The sequence below is a fragment of the Gordonia sp. 'Campus' genome, from assembly GCF_022206305.1.
GTDB lineage: Bacteria > Actinomycetota > Actinomycetes > Mycobacteriales > Mycobacteriaceae > Gordonia.
Genome location: NZ_JAKOIW010000035.1, coordinates 1 through 21,574, shown reverse-complemented (window position 1 = coordinate 21,574; position 21,574 = coordinate 1). Strand labels below are relative to the sequence as shown.

At 69.7% G+C, this 21,574-nt stretch carries 19 protein-coding genes; all 19 read right to left on the bottom strand.

Annotation, left to right across the window (positions count from 1 at the left end):
- Positions 1 to 619, bottom strand: a 619-nt coding sequence (locus tag MAY35_RS22635) for a hypothetical protein (RefSeq protein ID WP_238423534.1), incomplete at its 3' end; no start/stop codon positions are given.
- Positions 620 to 650: 31 nt separating this feature from the next.
- Positions 651 to 1,463: a DivIVA domain-containing protein gene (locus MAY35_RS22630; RefSeq protein ID WP_238423533.1), complete on the bottom strand. Its 813-nt coding sequence runs from the start codon at positions 1,461 to 1,463 to the stop codon at positions 651 to 653.
- Between the two features lie 347 nt (positions 1,464 to 1,810).
- Entirely contained in the window at positions 1,811 to 2,152 is a 342-nt protein-coding gene (locus tag MAY35_RS22625) for a YggT family protein (RefSeq protein ID WP_238423532.1), read from the bottom strand.
- A 56-nt stretch (positions 2,153 to 2,208) separates the two neighbouring features.
- A complete protein-coding gene (locus tag MAY35_RS22620) occupies positions 2,209 to 2,928 on the bottom strand; it encodes a cell division protein SepF (protein ID WP_238423531.1) in 720 nt (239 codons plus the stop codon).
- A gap of 113 nt (positions 2,929 to 3,041) precedes the next feature.
- Positions 3,042 to 3,794: a YggS family pyridoxal phosphate-dependent enzyme gene (locus MAY35_RS22615; protein WP_238423530.1), complete on the bottom strand. Its 753-nt coding sequence runs from the start codon at positions 3,792 to 3,794 to the stop codon at positions 3,042 to 3,044.
- Between the two features lie 25 nt (positions 3,795 to 3,819).
- Positions 3,820 to 4,605, bottom strand: coding sequence for a peptidoglycan editing factor PgeF (gene pgeF, locus MAY35_RS22610; protein ID WP_238423529.1), 786 nt, complete (start codon positions 4,603 to 4,605; stop codon positions 3,820 to 3,822).
- Positions 4,606 to 4,613: 8 nt separating this feature from the next.
- Positions 4,614 to 5,786: a cell division protein FtsZ gene (ftsZ, locus tag MAY35_RS22605; protein ID WP_238423528.1), complete on the bottom strand. Its 1,173-nt coding sequence runs from the start codon at positions 5,784 to 5,786 to the stop codon at positions 4,614 to 4,616.
- Positions 5,787 to 6,022: 236 nt separating this feature from the next.
- Complete coding sequence (locus tag MAY35_RS22600; protein ID WP_238423527.1) at positions 6,023 to 6,724, bottom strand: FtsQ-type POTRA domain-containing protein; 702 nt, start codon at positions 6,722 to 6,724, stop codon at positions 6,023 to 6,025.
- Positions 6,721 to 8,250, bottom strand: coding sequence for a UDP-N-acetylmuramate--L-alanine ligase (gene murC, locus MAY35_RS22595; protein ID WP_238423536.1), 1,530 nt, complete (start codon positions 8,248 to 8,250; stop codon positions 6,721 to 6,723). The genes MAY35_RS22600 and murC overlap by 4 nt, the downstream gene beginning before the upstream one ends.
- A gap of 52 nt (positions 8,251 to 8,302) precedes the next feature.
- Positions 8,303 to 9,493: an undecaprenyldiphospho-muramoylpentapeptide beta-N-acetylglucosaminyltransferase gene (murG, locus tag MAY35_RS22590; RefSeq protein ID WP_238423526.1), complete on the bottom strand. Its 1,191-nt coding sequence runs from the start codon at positions 9,491 to 9,493 to the stop codon at positions 8,303 to 8,305.
- 84 nt (positions 9,494 to 9,577) lie between these two features.
- Positions 9,578 to 11,572, bottom strand: coding sequence for a putative lipid II flippase FtsW (gene ftsW, locus MAY35_RS22585; RefSeq protein WP_238423525.1), 1,995 nt, complete (start codon positions 11,570 to 11,572; stop codon positions 9,578 to 9,580).
- A 52-nt stretch (positions 11,573 to 11,624) separates the two neighbouring features.
- A complete protein-coding gene (gene murD, locus MAY35_RS22580; protein WP_308192493.1) occupies positions 11,625 to 13,235 on the bottom strand; it encodes a UDP-N-acetylmuramoyl-L-alanine--D-glutamate ligase in 1,611 nt (536 codons plus the stop codon).
- A 5-nt stretch (positions 13,236 to 13,240) separates the two neighbouring features.
- Entirely contained in the window at positions 13,241 to 14,338 is a 1,098-nt protein-coding gene (gene mraY / locus MAY35_RS22575) for a phospho-N-acetylmuramoyl-pentapeptide-transferase (RefSeq protein ID WP_238423524.1), read from the bottom strand.
- A gap of 139 nt (positions 14,339 to 14,477) precedes the next feature.
- Positions 14,478 to 15,029 carry a UDP-N-acetylmuramoyl-tripeptide--D-alanyl-D-alanine ligase gene (locus MAY35_RS22570; RefSeq protein WP_238423523.1) on the bottom strand — a complete coding sequence of 184 codons (552 nt, stop codon included), beginning with the start codon at positions 15,027 to 15,029 and terminating at the stop codon, positions 14,478 to 14,480.
- On the bottom strand, positions 15,026 to 16,654 hold the full coding sequence (locus MAY35_RS22565) for a UDP-N-acetylmuramoyl-L-alanyl-D-glutamate--2,6-diaminopimelate ligase (protein WP_238423522.1): 1,629 nt from the start codon (positions 16,652 to 16,654) through the stop codon (positions 15,026 to 15,028). The genes MAY35_RS22570 and MAY35_RS22565 overlap by 4 nt, the downstream gene beginning before the upstream one ends.
- 239 nt (positions 16,655 to 16,893) lie before the next feature.
- On the bottom strand, positions 16,894 to 18,834 hold the full coding sequence (locus MAY35_RS22560; protein ID WP_238423521.1) for a penicillin-binding protein 2: 1,941 nt from the start codon (positions 18,832 to 18,834) through the stop codon (positions 16,894 to 16,896).
- A gap of 109 nt (positions 18,835 to 18,943) precedes the next feature.
- Positions 18,944 to 19,810, bottom strand: coding sequence for a hypothetical protein (locus tag MAY35_RS22555; protein WP_238423520.1), 867 nt, complete (start codon positions 19,808 to 19,810; stop codon positions 18,944 to 18,946).
- Positions 19,811 to 19,812: 2 nt separating this feature from the next.
- Positions 19,813 to 20,799 carry a 16S rRNA (cytosine(1402)-N(4))-methyltransferase RsmH gene (gene rsmH / locus MAY35_RS22550; RefSeq protein ID WP_238423519.1) on the bottom strand — a complete coding sequence of 329 codons (987 nt, stop codon included), beginning with the start codon at positions 20,797 to 20,799 and terminating at the stop codon, positions 19,813 to 19,815.
- 241 nt (positions 20,800 to 21,040) lie between these two features.
- Positions 21,041 to 21,481: a division/cell wall cluster transcriptional repressor MraZ gene (gene mraZ, locus MAY35_RS22545; RefSeq protein WP_238423518.1), complete on the bottom strand. Its 441-nt coding sequence runs from the start codon at positions 21,479 to 21,481 to the stop codon at positions 21,041 to 21,043.
- Between the last annotated feature and the right edge of the window lie 93 nt (positions 21,482 to 21,574).

The window sequence follows — 21,574 nt, the reverse complement described above, 5'->3', positions numbered from 1 at the left end:
GTTGCGGCGGGGCCGCTCGGGGCGGGACAGGACGGGGATCGGGTGCGCCCGGTCCGGGTCGGCTCGGCTCGAAGCGCTGCGTCGGCCCGTCGCGGCGGGCGGCGGGGTCGACGACGGTCATATCCCCGGACGGGTCCCCGCCCACTGAGCGCAGGTAGTCCTCGAGAGTGCCCTCCCGCCGTTCCGGTGCGGGACGACCAGACGGTTCGGGACGTTCCGGCGCCGCCATACCGGGCTCGAACGGCGGCGTCTCGTACTGCGCACGACCCGACGGAGCATCGTCACCAGCAGATGGGGTGTCGACGCCGGGTGTCGTCGGATACCGCCGGGTGGATTCGTCGGCGGTGGCGACACCGCCAGCCTCGAATTCACCGGGGGAAGACGCCTGGTCGCGGTCGGATCCGGACGGGTGAGGGTCACGTCCTGCGCCCGGCACCATGTCCTCGATGGAACGCCCGGTTTCTCCGCGTCGACTCGAGAACACGTCGACGAGAAGGAAACCGAGCCCGACGAGACAGACCACGATGCAGGCGACAGCGAGCCACACGGTCCCGGTGATGAGACCGAGGATCAGCAGGACGAACCCGATGAGGGTCGCGGCCAGGGCCAGGGTCAGCACATCACCAGCCTACTGTGCACGTCGTGCCGGGTCAGCTGGGCGAGTAGCTGCTGAACCCGCCGCTGCCCGGGTCGTTGGAGAACGACTGATCGGGGCGGCCGCCCTCGACCGGTGCGGCGCTGCCGCGCTGCTGCAGTTCTTCGAGCTGGGATTCGAGGTACGTCTTGAGACGCGTCCGGTACTCACGCTCGAAGGTCTTGAGCTGTTCGATACGGCCCTCGAGAACCCCGCGCTGCTGGTTGATCGTGCCCATGATCTCGCTGTGCTTGCGCTCGGCGTCACTCTGCAGTGCGTCCGCACGCTCCTGGGCCTGGCGCAACTGCGCCTCCGACCGGGTCTGGGCGTCGGCCAGGATGGCCTCGGACCGCTGACGCGCATCGGCGAGCATGGCGTCGGACTTGGTCTGCGCTTCCGAGACCATCGTGTCGGCGCGCGTCTGGGCGTCGGACAGCATGGCGTCGGCGTCTGCACGAGCGCTGCCGGTCAGGCGGTCGGCGGTGTCCTGCGCGAGTGCGAGGACACGCGCCGCGCGCACGTTCGCATCGTCGTTGGTCGCCTGCGGTGCAGGTGTGGGTGCCGGCGCGACGGGCTCGGGCGCGGCGGGCTTGGCGAACATCTGGGTCCGGTCGTCGACCCCGGAACCACCACCGGAACGGGCGTCGGCGAGCTCGCCCTCGAGCTCCTCGACGCGCTGCTTGAGGTCGGTGTTCTCCTCGATCAGCCGCGCGAGCTCGGCCTCGACGAAGTCGAGGAACTGATCGACCTCATCCTCGTTGTAACCGCGCTTTCCGATGGGCGGTTTGCTGAACGCGACGTTGTGCACATCAGCTGGAGTCAGCCGCATGTCGGTTCCCCTCGTGTCTGGTGGTGAACTTGTGTTCAGTTGGCGGGCCGTCCAACCCGGATCGCGCGACGGTGAGTCGTTCGACCAATACAGGTTGTCACTAACTATTCATACCAGTCAAAAATTGTAACTGGCGACCAATCCTGTCACACGCGAACCGCTGGTCGCATGTTGTCGATGCGCTGTTGCAACCAAACGGTCATCCGAAGATGATCTTCAACGGTAGACCATCGCAGTGTCGCGCAGTACCCGAGCACGGATGGGATGGAGTGGTACAAGCCCCTCCGCCGAGCCCCTCGGACCCGGGCGGCGGTGGAGATCGGTACGGCGGGAGATCGGTACGGCGTTCAGGACCCGGACAGCAGGCCGGCCACGGCCACCGAGTCGGCCAGTGCGTCGGCACGCAGACCGTTGACCACGTTCATCCCGATGATCACCACCAGCATCACGATCATGAGGGACAGGTCGAGCCGGATCGGGCCCAGCGGGATCGGCGGGAGGATCCGCCGCAGCGCCTTGATGGGCGGGTCGGTCGTCGTGAAGACCATCTCGATGACGACCACCGCGAATCCGGTCGGCCGCCACTCGCGGGCGAAGGTCCGGACGAGTTCGACGACCAGCCGACCCAGTAGGAGCAACCAAAAAATCAACAGGACGTAATACAAGACGCCCAACAGAATCGCAGCCACGCGTCAAGAGTGCCTGATCATCGCGGACTTCGGCGAACCGAGGCCGTCAGCGCGTGTCAGGCGTGGTTGTAGAAGCCGGTCTCGGCGATCTTGCGGCGGTCCTCCGGCGACACGTCGACGTCGGCGGGCGACAGGAGGAACACCTTCGTCGCGACCTTGTCGAACGAGCCGCGGAGGGCGAAGGCCAGTCCGGCGGCGAAGTCGACGAGGCGCTTGGCGTCGTCGTTGCTCATGTCGACGAGGTCCATGATGACCGGGTTCCCGTCGCGGAAGCGCTCACCGATCGTGCGGGCCTCGCTGTAGTCCGAGGGGCGCAGGGTGGTGATCTTCTGCAGCGGGCTGTCGGCGAAGACGCGCTCGAGTTCGACGCGCGGGTCCGGGCCCATCGAGCGGGACGAGGTGGCCGCGCGCAGGGCCGCACCGGAGGACCGCTGGAGCGGCTCGAGGCGGGCGCCGCCGCGCATCGGGGCCTCGGCAGTCGGCCGCGGTCCGGCGTAGGCGTACTCCGGGACGTAATCGGGAGCCATCTCGAATCCGCCGTCGAAATGACGATCGGACAGTTCGTCGCGGTAGGCCATCTCGTCGCGGTAGCCCGCGTCGCGGAAGGACGGCTCGTAGCCGGGGTCGTAGGACGAGTCGCCGTAGTAGTCGTCGCGGTAGGCGCGCTCACGTGACCGCTCACGCAGCGGCGGAGCCGACTCCTCGAGGTAGTCGTCCTCGTAGTCACTCGGCGGCACCATGCCGAAGTAAGCCTTGAACTTCTGCATCGTGGTCATAGTCGGCCTCTCTGTCATTCGACGCCGGTGTGCTGCCGTGCCGGATGGTGCATCTGATGTCAGTGAGCTAATTGCGCTTGCTGTGTCACTTGGTTCTGGTGTTACCAATGTGATTACTGAGAGAGTAGCGGCCGATCGCCCATGATCGCGGTTCCGACACGCACGCATGTCGACCCCGCAGCGACCGCGGCTTCGAGGTCACCCGACATGCCGGCCGACAGGACGACCGCCTCCGGATGGCGGCTGCGGAACTCCTGATGAATCCGCGCCGATTCGGCCATCCAGCGATCAGCGTCGCCGTGCAGCGGGGCGATGACCATGAGCCCGCACAACCGCAACGACCCGGCCGCGACGACCTGATCGGCCAGTGACGGGAGATCGCGCTCGACGACGCCGCCGCGCTCGGGGTCACCGTCCAGGCTCACCTGCAGCAGCACGTCGAGCGGCGACACCCGCTCCCCCTCGTCGCGGGCCGCCGCCGCGGCCCGGTCGAGGGAATCGACGATCTTCGGCCGGTCGACGGAGTGAACCGCCCGCGCCCACCGTGCGATGGAACGGGCCTTCTTGGACTGCACGCCGCCGATCATGTCGAACACGGGAACGTCGCCGGGTTCGGGCGGAGCCCAACCCGCGAGGACCTCGCCGACCTTGCGGCCGGCCTCCGGTTCCCGCGACTCGCCGAAGGCCCGCTCCCCGAGGTCGAGCAGGCGGCGCACGTCGTCGGCGGGGAAGAACTTGGTGACCACCAGCAGTTCACACGATCCCGCCGGTCGACCGGCCGCGTCGACGGCCGCGTCGAGGCGACGACGCACCCCGGCGAGCCGGTCGGCCAGTTCGGCGGTACGCGCATCAGGTGGCTCGGTCATGTCCCCATTCTTCGTCTCGGCCGGACTACGTCTCGTCGGCGGTGTCCGGGTCATCGTCGCCCTGGGGATCGTCGTTGCGGGGATCGTCGTCGTGGGGATCGTCGCCCTGGGGATCGATCCAGATGACCGACGCGAGGCGGCCGGTGGGCGCGCCCCGTCGATGACTGAACAGGCTCGGGTCCGAGATGGTGCAGCGCGGATCGATGGCCACTCCCCCGACCCCCGCGTCGAGCAGCTGTCGCCGCAGCCCCGCCCGCAGGTCGAGTCCGGTGGTGCCCTTCTTGGTGCGCACCGCGCTGCCGGGCAGATGCTTCTCGACATCGGCCTGCATCGCCGGCGGGACCTCGTAGTGGTCACCGCTCGCGGCCGGACCGAGGAAGGCTCCGATGGATTCGACTCGCGCGCCCAACTCGACCATGGCGCGCAACGTGGCGGGCACGATGCCGATCCGGGCGCCCACACGCCCGGCGTGAACGCCCGCGATGACACCGGCCTCGTCGTCGCTCAGCAGCACCGGCACACAGTCCGCCGACAACACCGCGAGAGCCAGCCCCGGGGTGGTGGTGATCAGAGCGTCCGTGGCGGGCACCGGTTCGCTCACCGGGCCGTCGACGACGGTGATCGTGCGGCCGTGGATCTGTTCCATCCAGACGACCGAGCCCGGCGCCACGCCGATCTGGTCGGCGAGACGACGTCTGTTCGCGGACACCGCCTCCGGGTCGTCTCCGACGTGGTCACCGAGATTGAACGAGTCATACGGTGGCACCGAGACGCCGCCGGCACGGGTGGTGACCACGCGGCGCACCCGCATCAGCGGGCTCAGCGCTTCATGAACGACGGCACGTCGACGTCGTCGTCGTCGAGCCGGACGGTGTTGCGGCGCGGCGGCTCGGCGTCCTGCTCGCGCTCGAACGGATCGCCGGCACCCTTGGGCATGTCACCGAACAGCGGATCGTTCTTGGCCGGCTGGGACACCGCACCGGCCTGGCCCGCACCCACCGTGGAACGTCCCGCGGCGGCCGGTGCCTCGGTGCGCTTCTTCGGTGTGCCACCGTCGAATCCGGCCGCGATGACCGTCACGCGCACCTCGTCGCCGAGATTGTCGTCGATGACCGTGCCGAAGATGATGTTGGCGTCCTCGTGGGCCGCCTCCTGCACCTGGGTCGCGGCGTTGTGGATCTCGAACAGACCCAGGTCGCTACCGCCGGCGATCGAGATCAGCACGCCCCGAGCGCCTTCCATCGACGCCTCGAGCAGTGGCGAGTTGATCGCCGACTCGGCGGCCTTGCGGGCGCGTTCCTCGCCCCGCGCCGAACCGATACCCATGAGCGCGCTGCCCGCGTCGCTCATGACGCCCTTGACGTCCGCGAAGTCGACATTGATCAAGCCGGGCGTGGTGATGAGGTCGGTGATGCCCTGCACGCCGTTGAGGAGCACCTCGTCGGCGCTGCGGAAGGCGTCCATCAGGCTGACCTGGGCGTCGCCGAGCTGCAGCAACCGGTCGTTGGGGATCACGATGAGGGTGTCGCAGGATTCGCGCAGTGCCGTGATGCCGGCTTCGGCCTGACCGCCACGACGCTTGCCCTCGAAGGAGAACGGCCGGGTGACGACGCCGACGGTCAGCGCGCCGAGCTTGCGCGCGATCTGTGCGACGACCGGGGCGCCGCCGGTACCGGTACCGCCGCCCTCTCCCGCGGTGACGAACACCATGTCGGCGCCCTTGAGGAGCTCCTCGATCTCGTCGCGGGCGTCCTCGGCGGCCCGGCGGCCGACCTCCGGATCGGCCCCGGCGCCGAGGCCACGCGTGGAGTCGCGGCCGACGTCGAGTTTGACGTCGGCGTCGCTCATCAGCAGCGCCTGCGCGTCGGTGTTGATCGCGATGAACTCGACTCCCTTGAGTCCCTGTTCGATCATCCGGTTGACGGCATTCACGCCGCCACCGCCGATGCCGACGACCTTGATGACGGCCAGGTAGTTGTGCGGTGGCGTCATGCGCTCGCCTTCCTTGTGTGGGTCCTGCTCGTGATGGGTGGTGCCAAACGCCGGACGTGCCGGGCGACAAACCCTAAACCTGAACCATAGATTTAGAGTTATGTCAAGTAACTGCTTGTGGGGATGACGCTAGGCATCGGAGGCCGCGGTATCCACATCCGCCCTCGGCGTGTCGGCAAGTCGCACCGGATTCGCCCGGAGTTCTCGGCTTTTCGGCGTTCGGAGACCCGCGGAACTCACCGATACGCCGGGAACTCGGGACTCGACACGTTGTACATGGACGCCTTGCGTGTCAACAGGTGCGTGAGGGTTCGCGCCTTCTCGTCGCCGCGGTCACTGTCCCCCCACACCACGGTCCGCTTCTGCGACAGGGTGAACTCGATGTCGACCGGCGAGGTCGCGGTCACCCGGATCACCTGCCGGGCCAGCGATTCGGGGAGTCCGGCGACCGCGTCGATGGTCTCCCTGGTGGTCGGGTCGGCGGGTCCCGGATTGGGGGTGTCGAGCACCGGCAGCTTCAGGACCTCGGGAGGTACCCCCTGGGTACGGTCGTAGTCGAGGAAGGCCACCCCCGACCGATCCAGGACGTGGACCTCGTCACCGTTGTTCACGATCACCACGGGCACGCGTTCGGTGACCGTGATGGTGAGCGACGACGGATAGGTCCGCTGCACCCGGACCGACTCGACCGACGGGATGGTCGCGACGCGCTGCGCCACGGCCTTCGTGTCGACCTGGAGCAGCGGCGTACCCGACGGCACCGCCGCGGCACGCAGGATCTCGTCGGCCGGGATGGCACCGTTGTCGCGGACATCGGTGCTGCGCACCGACATCAGCGGGGTCAGGTAGGCGATCAGGACGAGACCGACTCCGGCGGCGATGACCATCAGCGCGCCGAGGACCACGCGGGCCCGGCGTCGCTGTGGCCACCTGATCACGACACCTGCCCCGTCAGTCCGGGGTCCTCGGCGCCGGTGTCGTGCGCATCGGGCGATCGGTCCTCGGGCAACCGGTCGGCGAGCGCGGCCAGGATCTCCGGACCCTGCATGGTGATGTCGCCCGCCCCGAGGGTGAGGACCACATCGCCCCGCCGAGCGAGGTCGGCGACCTGACCGGCAAGGCGGGAGAGGTCGGGAGCGAAGACGCCCGGCGCGGCGAGCTTGTCGGCGATCGTCCGCCCGCTCACCCCCGGGATCGGTGCCTCCCGGGCTCCGTAGACGTCGGCGACGACCACCGCGTCCGCGAGGTCGAGGGCCGCGGCGAACTCGTCGGCGAACTCGAGGGTCCGCGAATACAGGTGCGGCTGGAAGACCGCGATGACCCGCCCGCCGGACGAGCCCTGACCGGCGCGCGCCGACATCATGTCCTGGGCCGCCGACAGGACGGCGCGGACCTCCGTGGGGTGGTGCGCGTAGTCGTCGATGACCTCGACGCCGCCGCGCTGACCCCGGAACTCGAACCGTCGATGCACACCGCCGAACGAACCGATACCGGCCAGGATGCCGTCGAGTGGCTCGATGTCCGCCTCGGCGAACGAGGTGACCCGCGCGGCGCCGATCGCCGCGGCCAATGCGTTGAGGGCCATGTGTTCCCCGGGCAGCGGAAGTGTCAGCTGCCGTTCGGTCCCGTCGGGACACAGCGGCGCCGCGAACCGCACGGTTGCGGTACCCCCGCCGCCGCGCGCCTCCCAGGACTGCAGTGTCGCGACGTTGGGCACCCCGGGTGCGAGGTCGGCATGCGTTCCGCGCCCGTATCCGAGGACGGTCACCCCGCGCTCGGTCAGCGCTCCCGACACACGTCCGGCCAGCGCTGCGGACCCGGCGTCGTCGAGGCACACCACCAGCGCGCCGCCGGAGACGATCCGCGCGGCGAAGCGGTCGAACACATCGACGTAGGCCTCGATGGAGCCGAAGAAGTCGAGATGATCGGCGTCGATGTTGGTGACGACGACGACGTCCGGCGTGTACTCGAGCAGCGAGCCGTCACTCTCGTCGGCCTCGGCGACGAAGACGGGGTCGCCGCCGTGGTGGGCGTTGGTGCCCGACTCGTTCAGCTCACCGCCGATCGCGAAGGACGGGTCGGTGCCCGCGTGCTGCAGCGCGACGACCGCCATCGAAGTCGTCGAGGTCTTGCCGTGGGTGCCCGCGATGAGCAGGCTGCGCTGTCCGACCATCAGTTGGGCGAGGACCCGGGGACGTAACAACACCGGGATGCCGCGAGACTTCGCGGCGACGAGTTCGGGATTGGTCTTGGGGATCGCCGCATGCGTCGTGACGACCACCGACGGCCCGCCCGGAATCTGGTCGAGTGCCGACGGGTCATGACCCACCTGCACCCGCGCGCCGCGGGTCCGCAGCTCGAGGATGCCGCGACTGTTTTTGGCATCCGACCCGGACACCTGGCCTCCCCGGGCGAGAAGGATCCGCGCGAGGCCCGACATCCCGGCGCCTCCGATGCCGACCATGTGCACTCGCTGCAGTTCCGGGGGCAGCTCGGCTCCACCGCCGGTCGACGGCTCATCGGTCACGTCGCGACCTCCCGGCGCCTCGTCGCCCCGACCGGAAGTCCTCGGCGAGTTCGATGGCCGCGGTCGCGACCGCCGATGCGGCGTCCCGGTGACCGGTGCCGGCCGCTGCCGTCGACATCTGTTGCAGGCGAGCCGGATCCTTCAGGAGCGTCGGTACCTCGCGGGCCACCCAGTCGGCGTCCACGGTGGCGTCGTCGACCAGCAGTCCCCCGCCGGCCTCGACGACCGGCAGTGCGTTGAGCCGTTGCTCACCGTTGCCGTGTGGAAGCGGCACGTAGATGGCGGGCAACCCGGTCGCCGACACCTCGGCGACCGTCATGGCTCCGGATCGGCACATCACCAGATCCGCGGCCGAGTAGGCGAGGTCCATCCGCTTGAGGTAGCCGACAGCACGATACGGCGGTGCGCCCTCGACGACCGCGGGGTCGATCGAGTTCTTGGGACCGTACGCGTGCAGAACCCCGATGCCGTTCTTGCCCAACGCTTCCGCCGCGCCGGACACCGCGTCGTTGAGGCGCTGTGCGCCCTGGGAGCCGCCGAAGACGAGCAGTGTCGGGGCATCGTCGTCGAGGCTGAAGTAGTGGCGCGCCTTGGCACGCAGCTCGGCGCGGTCCAGTTCGGCGAGGACCCCGCGGACCGGGATGCCCACGACCGTCGCATCGAGTCCGGACCCGTCGACGGCCGCCAGGACGCGGTCGGCGAAGCGTGCACCCACCTTGTTGGCGATCCCCGCCGAGGCGTTGGCCTCGTGGATGACGATCGGGATTCGCCGTCGGCGACGCAGGTGCATCTGCGCGGCGAGGTAGGCCGGTACCGCGACATAGCCACCGAAGCCGATGACGACGTCGGCGTCGACCTCGTCGAGGATCTTGCGGGTCGCGGCCACCGAGCCGACGAGCCGTCCCGGCACCCGGGCCAGATCGAGCCCGGCCTTGCGTGGGAGCGGCACCGGCGGGATGAGGCGAAGGTCGTAACCGCGTTCGGGGACCAGCGTGACCTCGAGGCCGCGACTCGTGCCGAGGGCGGTGATACGGGCGGTCGGATCGATGCGAGAAACCGCGTCGGCGACGGCGAGCGCGGGTTCGATGTGCCCGGCCGTGCCACCTCCGGCGACCACCACCGACAGCGGGCGGCCCTTCGGCCGACCGGTCGTATGAGATTGTCCTGCACCCGAACTCACCGGTGTCGTCACTCCATTCCAGCCTGTGCCCACGTCCGGCGGGTCCACGGTTCGCGGGGTCTGCGTCTGCTCGGGCCCGGCCGGTCAGCGTCGACCGGCGCCGCGGCGCGGCTGCCGATCCGGATCGCCGGACCGGGCCGAACGTGTCTGGTGGGCCCCCGCCCGCCAGCCCGGAGACGCCGAACGGCGCGCCGTGCCCTGTCCCTGATACCCGCCACCGTAGTCGACGGAGGAGCGCGTCGACCACGCAGACCGCGCCTCGCCACGCACAGCACCGTCGACGGAGGAGCGCGTCGACCACGCAGACCGCGCCTCGCCACGCACAGCACCGTCGACGGAGGGGCGCGTCGACCACGCAGACCGCGCCTCGGTCGAGCGGTAAGTCCGCCCCTTACGCGAGGCACCACCGGTGTCGCGACGCGGCGGCGTCGTGCGACCGCCCCGGCGGTCGGCGGTGCGGCGCCCGTCGTGCGGGGGTTCGGCCGACCGGTCGCCCCGCTTCCACGGCATCGTGAAGCGGGTGCGACTCCGGCCGGAGTCGTTCGCGGGTGCCCGTCCACTGGGTGGCCGGGGCTTGCCCGCGGCGGGAGCCCGCCCGCCACGGCCGGTGCGTCCGGTCGCTGCGGTCGTCGCCATCCGCATCCCGGACGATCGCCGCTGATCCAGCCGATCGCGCAGCGACTCGGCGCGGGTCTGCCGGTAGGCGACGGGTGTCGGCAGCCGGAGCCACCGGGCGAAGCGGCCCGGCGAACCGGTGGTGAGGGTCGCGACCGCTTCGGGTTCGTGTCTCGCGGCGTTGGCGAGCAGGCCGAGCATCGCGAGCACGGTCAGCGTCGAGGTACCGCCGGCGGAGATGAGGGGCAACTGGATGCCGGTGACCGGCAGGAGACCGATCACGTAGCCGATGTTGATGAACGCCTGTGCGGTGATGAGCACCGTGATGGTCGCCGACATCAGCCGGAGGAACGGGTCGGTGGATCGGTGGGCGATGCGAAACCCGATGTAGGCGAGGATGACGAACAGGAAGACCACCATCAGCCCGCCGAGCAGGCCGAGTTCCTCGCCGATGATCGCGAAGATGAAGTCGTTGTGGGCGTTCGGCAGATAGTTCCACTTGGCACTGGACTGTCCGAGACCCACGCCGAAGACGCCACCGTTCGCGAGGGCGTAGGTGGCCTGCCGTGCCTGATAGCCGGCACCCTGCGGGTCGTCGACGTTGCCGAGGAAGCTCATCACGCGCTGCGACCGGTAGCCCTCGGCGAGCGCGAGGACGACCGCGAGAACGATGCCGGACACCGCGAACGACACGAACACCTTGATCGGCAACCCGGCGAACCACAGCATCGCGCCGACGATGATCGCGATGGTGATCGTCGTCGACAGGTTGGGTTCGAGGATGATCAGCAGGCACACCAGCATCGCGACGGGCACCAGGGGCACGAGCAGTTCGCGCAGAGACGCGTGATCGCGGCGACGGGACGCGAGCAGGTGTGCACCCCAGATACACAGTGCGACCTTCACCAGCTCCGAGGGCTGCACCGACAGTCCGTAGATGACGAACCAGCGTCGGGCGCCCTGGCTCAGGGTGCCGACCCCGGGGATGAGGACGAGGGCCAGCAGCACGACCGCGATGAACATCGTGGGTGCGGCGAAGCGTCGCAGAAGCCGCACCGGCAGGCGCAGCATGAAGTAGAAGACGACCAGTCCGAGCAACGCGAAGATCATCTGCGTCGCGAACAGCCCGTACGCCGACCCCTCCTTGGAGTACCCCTCCACCGACGAGGCCGACAGCACCATCACCAAGCCGAACGCGGTGAGCAGGAACGACATGGTGAGGATCAGCTGGTATGAGGCGAGCGGACGTGCCAGCAGATTTCGAATGCCGTCGATGACCAGCGCCGGAACGGATGCGGTCGCGCTCGCGGCCGCACCGGCCCGGCGTGCGGCCTCGGCAGGTGTCGTGCGCGAACCACCCGTCGACCCGTCGGAGCGCTCGGCGTCGTCCGGGCTCTCGGCCGACGGGTCCACCGGTGCTTTCGGGTCCTCGGTCTTGTCGGTTGCGTCCGGCTCGTCGGTCACGGCGTCACCACCGGGGTCGAAACGTCGGCCGCGGTCTCGCTGCCCACCCGGGTCACCGTCCCGAACGAGTGGGCCCGGCGATGCGGCGCGCGGCGTCGGCGAAGGCATCACCGCGTGCGCCGTACCCGGGGAACATGTCCAGAGAGGCCGCCGCCGGTGCGAGCAGCACCGCATCGGGCGCCGGGTCGCTCGCCACGGCGAGTTCCCACGCCTCCTCGACGGCCCGTTCCAGAACGGCTACCGCGGCCTCCGTCCGGGCGGGGTCCGTGGGCGCCGAAGACGACGCGGAGGTGTCCGGCGATGACGGGGCGGGAGTGGCCTCTCCCGGGCGATGCACGTTCACCGTGCCATCGTCCCCTGTGAATACTGTGACTGTTGGGACTTCTGGGGCGTGTCGCGCGATCGCCTCGACAACCAGCTGCCGATCTCGGCCGATCGCGATCACTCCGGCGAGGCGATCACCCACCGCGGTGAGCATCTCGTCCATCGACGCGCCCTTCAGCAATCCGCCCGCGATGAGCACCACCCGACCGAAGGCCGACACCGCCGCCTGCGCGGCGTGCGGGTTGGTTGCCTTCGAGTCGTCGACGAAGACGATGCCGTCGCGTACGGCGACGACCTCACCGCGATGGCCGGCCGGGCGGAACGAGTCGAGCCCGGCGCGAACCGCGTCGCGGTCGATGCCGACGGCCAGCGCGAGCGCCGATGCCGCGAGCGCATCGGCGATCCCGGACGGTCCCGCGGGAACCACGCGATCGGCGGAGAACAGTCGGCCGGCGTCGAAGGCCCGGTCGGTGAGCCAGCCGTCGGCGACGCCGAGCTCTCCCTCCGTCGGCCGGGCGAGCGTGAATCCGACCCGGCGACCGGACGTCGGCAGACCGGACGCTACCGCGTCGTCGAGCCCGACGACCGAGACCGCTCCCCGCAGCGCTCCGGCCTTCGCCATCGCGTACGAATCGAAGGAACCGTGCCAGTCGAGATGGTCCTCGGCGACGTTCAGCACGACGCCGGCATCGGGTCGGACCGACGGCGCCCAGTGCAGCTGGAAGGACGACAATTCGGCGCACAGCACGTCCACGCGGGGTGTCGCCCGCATCGCCTCCAACACCGGGAGACCGATGTTGCCGCAGGCGGCGCCCGTCCGGTCCGAGGCCTCGACGATCCCGGCCAGCATCGACGTCGTCGTCGTCTTCCCGTTGGTTCCGGTGACCACCAGCCAGGTACGCGGCTCGCCCAGCAGACCGGCGCGGTCCACGCGCCAGGCGAGCTCGACCTCACCCCAGACCGGGACACCGCCCGCGGTCGCCGCGTCGACCAGGGCATGTGTCGGCGCGAAGCCCGGGGACACGACCACGACGGCGGTGCGGCCGGTCCACTCGTGATCGCCGAGCAGGTCGGAGACCGCAACCGGCTCGACCCCCTGCGCGGCCAGTTCGACGACCCCGGCGACCGCCCGGATCGTCGCGTCGCGCGTCATCCGGTCCGCATCGCGTGCCGCGAACCGGTCGTCGGCGAGCAGGACCTGCGCGCCGAGCGTCACGAGGTAGCGCGCCGCGGACATCCCTGCCGTGCCGGCGCCGCCGACCACGACGGTCCGTCCGGCGAGGTCACGCGGGGCCGGGCCGTCGGGTTGTCGGTCGGCACCGAGTCGCGGATCAGCCACGGGGCTCAGCCATTGGTCGTCAGGAACTCGCCGTAGAACAGCGACAGTCCGAGTGCGCAGGCGATGGCGGTGAGCAGCCAGAACCGGATGATCACCGTGGTCTCGGCCCACCCGCCGAGTTCGAAGTGGTGATGGAACGGCGCCATCCGGAACACGCGGCGCCCGGTGGTCCGGAAGAAGGCGATCTGGATCACCACCGACATGATCTCGGCGACGAACAGCGCACCGATCACCACCGCGAGCAACTCGGTACGTGTGGTGATCGACAACCCGGCGAGCATGCCGCCGAGCGCCAGCGAGCCGGTGTCGCCCATGAAGATCTTGGCCGGCGCCGCGTTCCACCACAGGAAGCCCAGGCACGCGCCGCCGCCGGCCACCGCGATCAGCGCGAGGTCGAGCGGGTCACGGACCTGGTAGCAGCCGGTGGGGATCTCGCTGGGCGGCTTCGCGCCGCCTGCGCAGGCGTTGACGAACTGGAAGAACGTGACGAGGACGTAGGAGCCGAGCACCATCGCCATCGATCCCGCGGCCAGCCCGTCGAGCCCGTCGGTGAAGTTCACCGCGTTCGACCATGCCGCCACCACGAGCCAGCAGAACACCACGAACACGACCGAGCCGAGCGTGATCGCGTCGATGTCCCGTACGTAGGAGAGGTTGGTGCTCGCCGGGGTGTAGCCGTAGTCGTTGCGGAATTGCAGGACCAGGATGCCGAAGAGGATCGCCGCGACGAACTGTCCGATCGACTTGGCGGTCTTGTTCAGGCCGAGGTTGCGGTGCTTGCGGATCTTGATGATGTCGTCGAGGAAGCCGACGATGCCCAACGCGGTCGCGAGTCCGAGGACGAGCAGACCCGATGCCGTGGGTCCGTTCCCCGAGTCGGTGAACAGTCCGACCAGATGCGAGCCGAAGTATCCGGCCCACAGCGCCGCGAGGATGGCCACGCCGCCCATCGACGGTGTGCCGCGCTTGGTCTGGTGGCTTTTCGGCCCCTCGACCCGGATCTCCTGACCGAAGCCCTGCCGGGAGAACACCTTGATGAGGACCGGGGTGAGCAGGATCGACACCGCGATCGCGATCGCACCCGCGAGCAGGATCTGTGTCACCGTGCAGCCCTCGTGTCCACTCCGTACCCGACCCTGTCGTCTGTCACGCTTCTGTACCCGCCCACGTCTGTGTCCCCGAACCTGTCCTGTGTCGTGCGCCCGCGTCGCTTCCCGGGCTTCTTGGTCGCCACCTGCGCGATCACGGCTCCCCCTCGCCGGCACCGGACGTGTCCTCCGGCCGCGCGTCGACGACCCGCCATCCGCACCGCTCACTCCATGCGGCGATCACGGAGTCCAGATCCGCGGTGGCCGACGCCAGCAGCACGATGTCTCCTGCGGCCGGACGCCAGTCCGGATCTGCGTCGACCAGGCGGGCCGCGTCGTCGACCGACTCGACGAGGCGTGCCTCGTCACCCCACGAACCCTCCATGATCGCGCCCTGATGCAACGCACGGACCGACCGCGAGTCCCCGACACAGAGAGTCTTGTCGACGGCAAGCCGGACCGCCAGACGGCCCACGAGATCGTGTTCGACGACGCGTCGGTTCTCGTCCTGCCCCGGTGGAGACGCCAGTTCGGCGATCACCGCCCAGGTACGGGGACGGTCGTCGCCGCCCGTTCCGCCATCGGTCGTCTCCGCACCGGTCCGCCGCCCGCCGGCGTGTTCGGCGAGTCGTCGGATCAGCACACGCGCGTCGTCGACGGTCACCGGCACGTCTCCGCGGAGGACCGTGACCTCGGATGCGGTCATCGATCACCCTCGCGCACGCCAGAAGTCTCGAGTGCACGGGCGACGACCTCGCGATCGTCGAACGGATGCTTCACGCCGTCGATCTCCTGACCTGCCTCGTGTCCTTTGCCCGCGACGAGCACGATGTCACCCTCCCGAGCCCAGGCGACGGCCGCCTCGATCGCCGCGGCCCGGCCGTCGATCTCGCGGACCGGCTCAGCTCCGGCCGGACGGTCGTCGGCGGCCACCGCACGCGCGCCGGCGGACACCTCGGCGCGAATCGCCGCCGGATCCTCGGTGCGCGGATTGTCGTCGGTGACGATCACCAACTCGGCGCCGCGTGCCGCCGCCGCGCCCATGAGTGGACGCTTGCCGGTGTCGCGGTCCCCGCCCGCTCCGATGACGATCGCCACCCGTCCGGCAGCCTGCTTCCGCAGGGTCGCCAGAACGGCCTCGACCGCACCGGGTTTGTGCGCGTAGTCGACGAGGGCGAGGAACGGCTGGCCGCGGTCGATGCGCTGCAGTCGGCCGGGCACACTCACCGACGCGATGGCCTCGAGCGCGGTGGCCACCCCGACCCCCGCGGCGTGTGCGACGGCGACCGCGAGCAGGCCGTTGGCCACGTTGTAGCGCCCGGGGAACGGGACCAGCAGGTCGTGCTCGCCGTCGGGCCCGGTGAACGGCGTGCGCGACGAGCCGTCGGCCGCGAGCTCCGACTCGGCGGCGTGCCAGTGGGCAGGCGTCGGCCCGGTGGAGACGGTCACCGGCTGCATGTGTGCGGCTTCTTCGGGACGACGCGCGAGCTCGGCCATCCGCCGGCCCCAGTCGTCGTCGACACACACCACCGCGCGCACCGCGTGGGTGGGCGCCGACGGCACGAACAGCTGCGCCTTCGCGTCGAAGTAGGCGTGCATCGTCTGGTGGAAGTCGAGGTGGTCCTGCGACAGGTTGGTGAACGCGCCGATCGCGAAATGCGCGCCGTCGACCCGACCGAGCGCCAGTGCGTGACTGGACACCTCCATGACCACGGTGTCGACGCCGTCCTCCAGCATCGCGGCGAGCAGGGCCTGCAGGGTGGGTGCCTCGGGGGTGGTCAGCGAACTCGGCTGGGCGACACCGTTCACGCGGGTCTCGACGGTGCCGATCAGACCCACCGAGTGGCCGGCGGCGAGCAGCGCCGCCTCCACGAGGTAGGAGGTGGTGGTCTTGCCCGAGGTGCCGGTGATGCCGATCAGCTTGAGTCGCTGCGACGGGTTGCCGTAGACGCGGGCGCTCACGCCACCGAGGACGCTGCGCGGGGTGGGATGGATGAGGACGGCCACGGCGGTCTCCGGCGGCAGCACGCGAGCGAGTTCGGCGCGCCCGGCCGGGTCGGTGAGGATCGCCGAGGCCCCCGCGGCGACGGCCTGGTCGGCGAAGCGTGCACCGTGGGTGCTCGATCCCGGCAGCGCGGCGAACAGGTCGCCCGGGCGGACCTCCTGCGCTCGCAGCGTGACGCCCCGCACGGCCGTCTCCGATGCGGCGCCGCCGACCAGATCGAGTCGGGCGCCGGTCGCGGTGGACAGCACCGTCACCGGGGTCGGGGTCACGTCCTGCGGACGGATGGGTGCGTCGCCGCGTGCGGAGGTTCGTCGACGAGACGCCATGCTGCAGTCGCCTCCTCGTTCTGTCGGGTCCCGCGCGGGTACTGGCCTGCGCTGGACTGTGGTGGTCGCGAAACGGTGTCGGGCGCCGGTTCCGGGTGGTGCCGGCCCGGGCCCGATGGGGGTCGGGGCTCAGAATTGCACTCACGATACCGACCTCCGGGTGGGCCTCCGGGACACGGTGCACGCTGCGCGGAGCGCCACGGGCGAGATGCCCGATCTGTCCGGCGGCCCGGCCCGCCCTACCGGGCGGTGAGGGTCAGCCGGGGCGCGGGCGGCGAGAGCGGCACCTGGGACCGCTGCAGCATCCACGACGCGATGGTCGAGAACAGCGGCCCGGCCGACTGGCCGCCCGAGCCGTCGGAACTGCGGCGCGGGTTGTCGAGCATGATCCCGATGACGTAGCGCGGCTTGTCCGCCGGTGCGATCCCCGCGAAGGTGATGTTGTACCGCGAGTTGGAGTAGCAGCCACAGGACGGATCGACCTGCTGGGCCGTCCCGGTCTTGCCGGAGACCTGGTAGCCGTCGACGGCTGCCGTGGTCCCCGTACCCATCTGCTCCCCCATCGGGTCGTTCTGCACCACCGACCGGAACATGTCCCGGACCGTACGGGCGGTCGACTCGCTGACGACGCGCACCGGTTGCGGGCGCGACCGGTCCTCGGGCGCCGATCCATCGCGCTGTTCGGAGGCCAGGATGCGCGGTGCGATGCGCAACCCGTCGTTGGCGATCGCCTGGTACATCGCCGTCATCTGCAGCAGCGTCATCGAGAGTCCCTGTCCGATGGGCAGGTTCGCGAACGAACCACCCGACCACTGACTGAGGGCGGGGACCTCGCCCGCGCTCTCCGCCGGGAGCCCGACACCGGTTCGCTGACCGAGGCCGAAGCGTTTCACCATGTCGGCGAACCGTTCCTCCCCGATCCGCTGCGCGAGCATGAGTGTCCCGACGTTCGACGACTTGCCGAAGATGCCGGTGGTCGTATACGGCTCTACGCCGTGCGGCCAGGCGTCGCGCACCGTCACACCCGCCATCCGGATGTCCCCCGGCACCTGATGGACCGTGTCCGGCCTCGTGATGCCGTACTCGATGGCGGCCGAGGCCGCGATGAGCTTGTTGACCGAACCCGGCTCGAAGGGGGACGTGACCGCGGGGTTGCCGAGATCGGCGTCGGGTTGTTCGGACAGCGGGATGGACGCGTTGAAGGTGCCGTCGTTGGCCATCGCGAGCACCTCGCCGGTCTTCGCGTCGAGCACGACCGCCGAGGCACCTTGCGCGCCCGACGCCTGCTTGGCCTTCATCACCTGACTCTGGACGAACCACTGGGTGTCGGAATCGAGCGTGAGACGCACGGTCGCGCCGTTGAGGGCGGGATGCACGTTGCGCATGCTGCCGGGGATGATGGCGCCGTCGGAGCCGCGATCGTAGGTCCGCGACCCGTCGGTCCCCGAGAGGATCGAATCGAGGGACGCCTCGAGCCCGATCAGTCCGTTGCCGTCGTAGTTGACGTCGCCGACGACGTTCGCGGCCAGCGATCCACCCGGATAGAGACGGATGCTCTGGGGGTCGGCGCCGACCTCCGGGAACTCCTCGGTGATCCGGGACGCGACGTCGGGACTCACCGACCGGGCGAGGTAGACGAAGGTCTCCTCGCCGGTGACCTTGGCGAGCAGATCCTGCTCGCTGATCGACCCGCCGAGCGCCACCGAGACGCCCCGCGCGATGTCCTTGAGTCTGGTGTCGACGTCGGGGAGGGCGGGGTTCTTACGGTGCTCCTCCTCGATGGTCTTGCGAACCGCCTTGGGCAGGAACGTCAATGACCGCGCTTCGTCGGTGTAGGCGAGTGGGCGCCCGTTGCGGTCGAGTATCGCCCCTCGCTTCGCGGTGAGCACCTGCGTGTACTCGCGCTGCTGGGCCGCCTCCGCCGAGATGGAGCCGGCCTGCACCGTGTGCACGACGATCATCTTGACGGCCACCGCCAAGACCACCAGCAAGATGAGCACACCCGCCGCGCGGGCACGGAACACGAAGGCGTGCGGCCCTCCGCCCTTGCCCCACCGGCCTTTTCCGCCGCGCCCCGGACCGCCGGTCGGCTTACCGCTGCCCGGTCCCCGCCCGCCGTTCCGGCGCCGTTCCGGGCGAGACGGCCCGTGGCCGAGCCGCTCGAAGGTCGCTCGTGTCATGGTGGTCAATTCTCCACCGCCTCAACGCGGTGAGCCCGGATTTGGCCCCGGCGGGTTGGAGACGATGCCGGAGACCCGGCGCACACCGCCCCGCGGCGGGCACACCGACTCACGGGGTCGGGATCACGTTCGGAGCGGGCGTCGGCGTGGAGGGCGCCGGATTCGCGGGAGGCACCGTACTCGTCGCGGACGGAAGAGGATTCGCACCGGGGGGCGTCGTCTGCCCGGGAGTCGGCGTCGACCCGGGAGTCGCCGAATTCTCCGGAACCTGTTGCGGCGCCGTGGGTTGCGGTGTCGTGGGCTGGGGTGTCGTGGGCTGGGAATTCGGCACTCCCGCCCCCTCCGCTCCCGCCGACCGTCCGCCGAGGCCGATCGAATCGTCGACCTGGCTGGGGTCGATGGTGTCGGCAGGATCCGGCCGGGTGTCGGGGTTGAGGCTGCCCATCGGCCGGCCCGACGCCGGGCTCGGCGTGCCGACGATGCGCGGGCGGCGCGGGTCGTCGACGATCATGCGGGCCGGGTTCTCAGCCGGGATCATGCCGAGACGCGCTGCCTTGTCGGACAATTCGGGCGCCGAGTTGCCACTCTCGTACGTTCGCTTGAGGGCGTCCCGCTGGTCGATGAGCGACTGGTTCTGCGTCCGCTCGATGCCGAGTTTGTAGGAGTCCTGGGCGGCTTTCGTCGACAGCCACAGACTCAGGCCCAGACCGAGGACCAACAACGCGATGACGGGCACCACGAAAGGGGTGTGCTGCAGGCGTTCCCGGAGTGAGACGCCGGTCATCGAGAGTCCGCCGCCGGTACGGCGCGGCGGTGCGGCGCGTCCGGCAGCGGTGCGTCGGCGTCGACGGTCGAGCGCACGCTGGGCGGCGCGCGAGCGGGTGGCGCGTTCGGACTCGATCTGTGCCCGGCGCGATCGTCGTGAGGCGCGGTCGTCGTCGGTGGCGCGGGGGCGGGCCTCGTGCAGGATGGTCATGCTCAGCCCTTCTTCTCGACTCGTTCGATGGCGCGGACCCGGACGGGCGCAGACCGCGGATTGGTGGCCAGTTCGTCGGAGTCGGGACGCTCGGCACCGCGCGTGACGAGCCGGAATTCCGGGGCGTGGCCCGGCAATTCGACGGGCAGTCCGGGCGGGGAGGTGGACACGATGCGGGACGCGAACTCGCGCTTGACGATCCGATCCTCCAGCGACTGGTAGCTCATGACCACCACGCGTCCACCGACGACGAGTGAGGACAGGGCCGCGGGGAGCGCCTCGCGCAGCACGTCGAGTTCGTGGTTGACCTCGATGCGCAACGCCTGGAACGTTCGCTTGGCCGGATGACCGCCGGTGCGTCGCGTGGCGGCCGGGATGGCATCGTAGAGGAGTTCGACGAGTCGAGCGCTCGTTGTGAACGGCTCTTTCTCCCGCTCGCGCAGGACCGCCGAGGCGATCCGACCTGCGAACCGCTCGTCACCGTAATCCGAGAGCACACGGGCCAATTCACCGTGGGAATAGGTGTTGAGCACATCGGCGGCGGTGAGCGGATCGTCGGAATTCATCCGCATGTCCAGTGGCGCGTCCACCGAGTAGGCGAAGCCGCGACCCGCCTGATCGAGTTGCATCGACGAGACCCCGAGGTCGAAGAGGGCGGCGTCGATCGCCGGCTCCCCCGCTGCCGACAGCACGTCGGCGATCTCGTGAAAGGTCGCCTGGTGCAGAGAGATGCGGTCGGCGTGCCGGGCGAGACGACGTCGGGCGATGTCGAGGGCGGAGGCATCGCGGTCGATGCCGATCACCTTGACGCCCGGGAACGAGTCGAGAACGAGTTCGGTGTGCCCGCCGGCCCCGAGCGTGGCGTCGAGGAAGACCCGTCGATCGTCGACATCCAGAGTGGGCGTGAGCAACTCGACGATGCGGGTGCCCATGACCGGAACATGGCCGAACTCGCCGGAGCGGCGCGGTTCGTCACCTGCTTCGTCCACGGAAAGGCCCCTATCGGAGTGTCGGCGGAATCGGCTGTCGGCGGAATCGACTGTCTGGGGGTCTGCTCGCCACGAGTCGAGGCGAGGTGAGACCGTCGTCCGGATGGAGCGGGGTCCCGACCCGATCACGCACCTGGCGTTGGGGAAGTACGCCAGGGTCGGACCGGGCCGGGGCCTCGTGCCACCCGAAACCCCTGGGCATCGACGTCGTCGCGCCCGTGCTGGTCTTTCCCTCTCTCGGCTACAACACCGCGTTCAACGCGGCGGAGTTGGCGGCCGAGAAGTTCTCCTCGTGCTGGGTCTGGTACTCGTCCCACGCGGCCGAATCCCAGATCTCGAGGTGATCGAAGCTGCCGAACACCACACATTCCTTGGACAGTCCCGCGTAGACACGATGGTCGCCGGACAGGCTGATCCTGCCCTGACCATCAGGTCGTTGCTCTTCCGAACCGGCGAAGAACGTTCGCTGGAACGCACGCAGGTCCGGATCGTTGCGAGACGCCTCCACGATCCGCGCCGCGATCGCATCGAACTCCTCGGTCCGATACACCGACAGGCTGTGATCCTGGCCCTTGGTGACCACCACACCTCCTGCAAGCGCGTCGCGGAACTTGGCGGGCAACGTGAGTCGCCCTTTGTCGTCCAACTTGGGCGTGTAGGTGCCGACGAATCGCACGGACACATCGACACCTCCTGCCCTCCGGGATCTGCGTCGCCCTACTTCGACTCGTCAAACCCAGTGATGCCCACAGTACCCCACTTTCCACCACTTTCC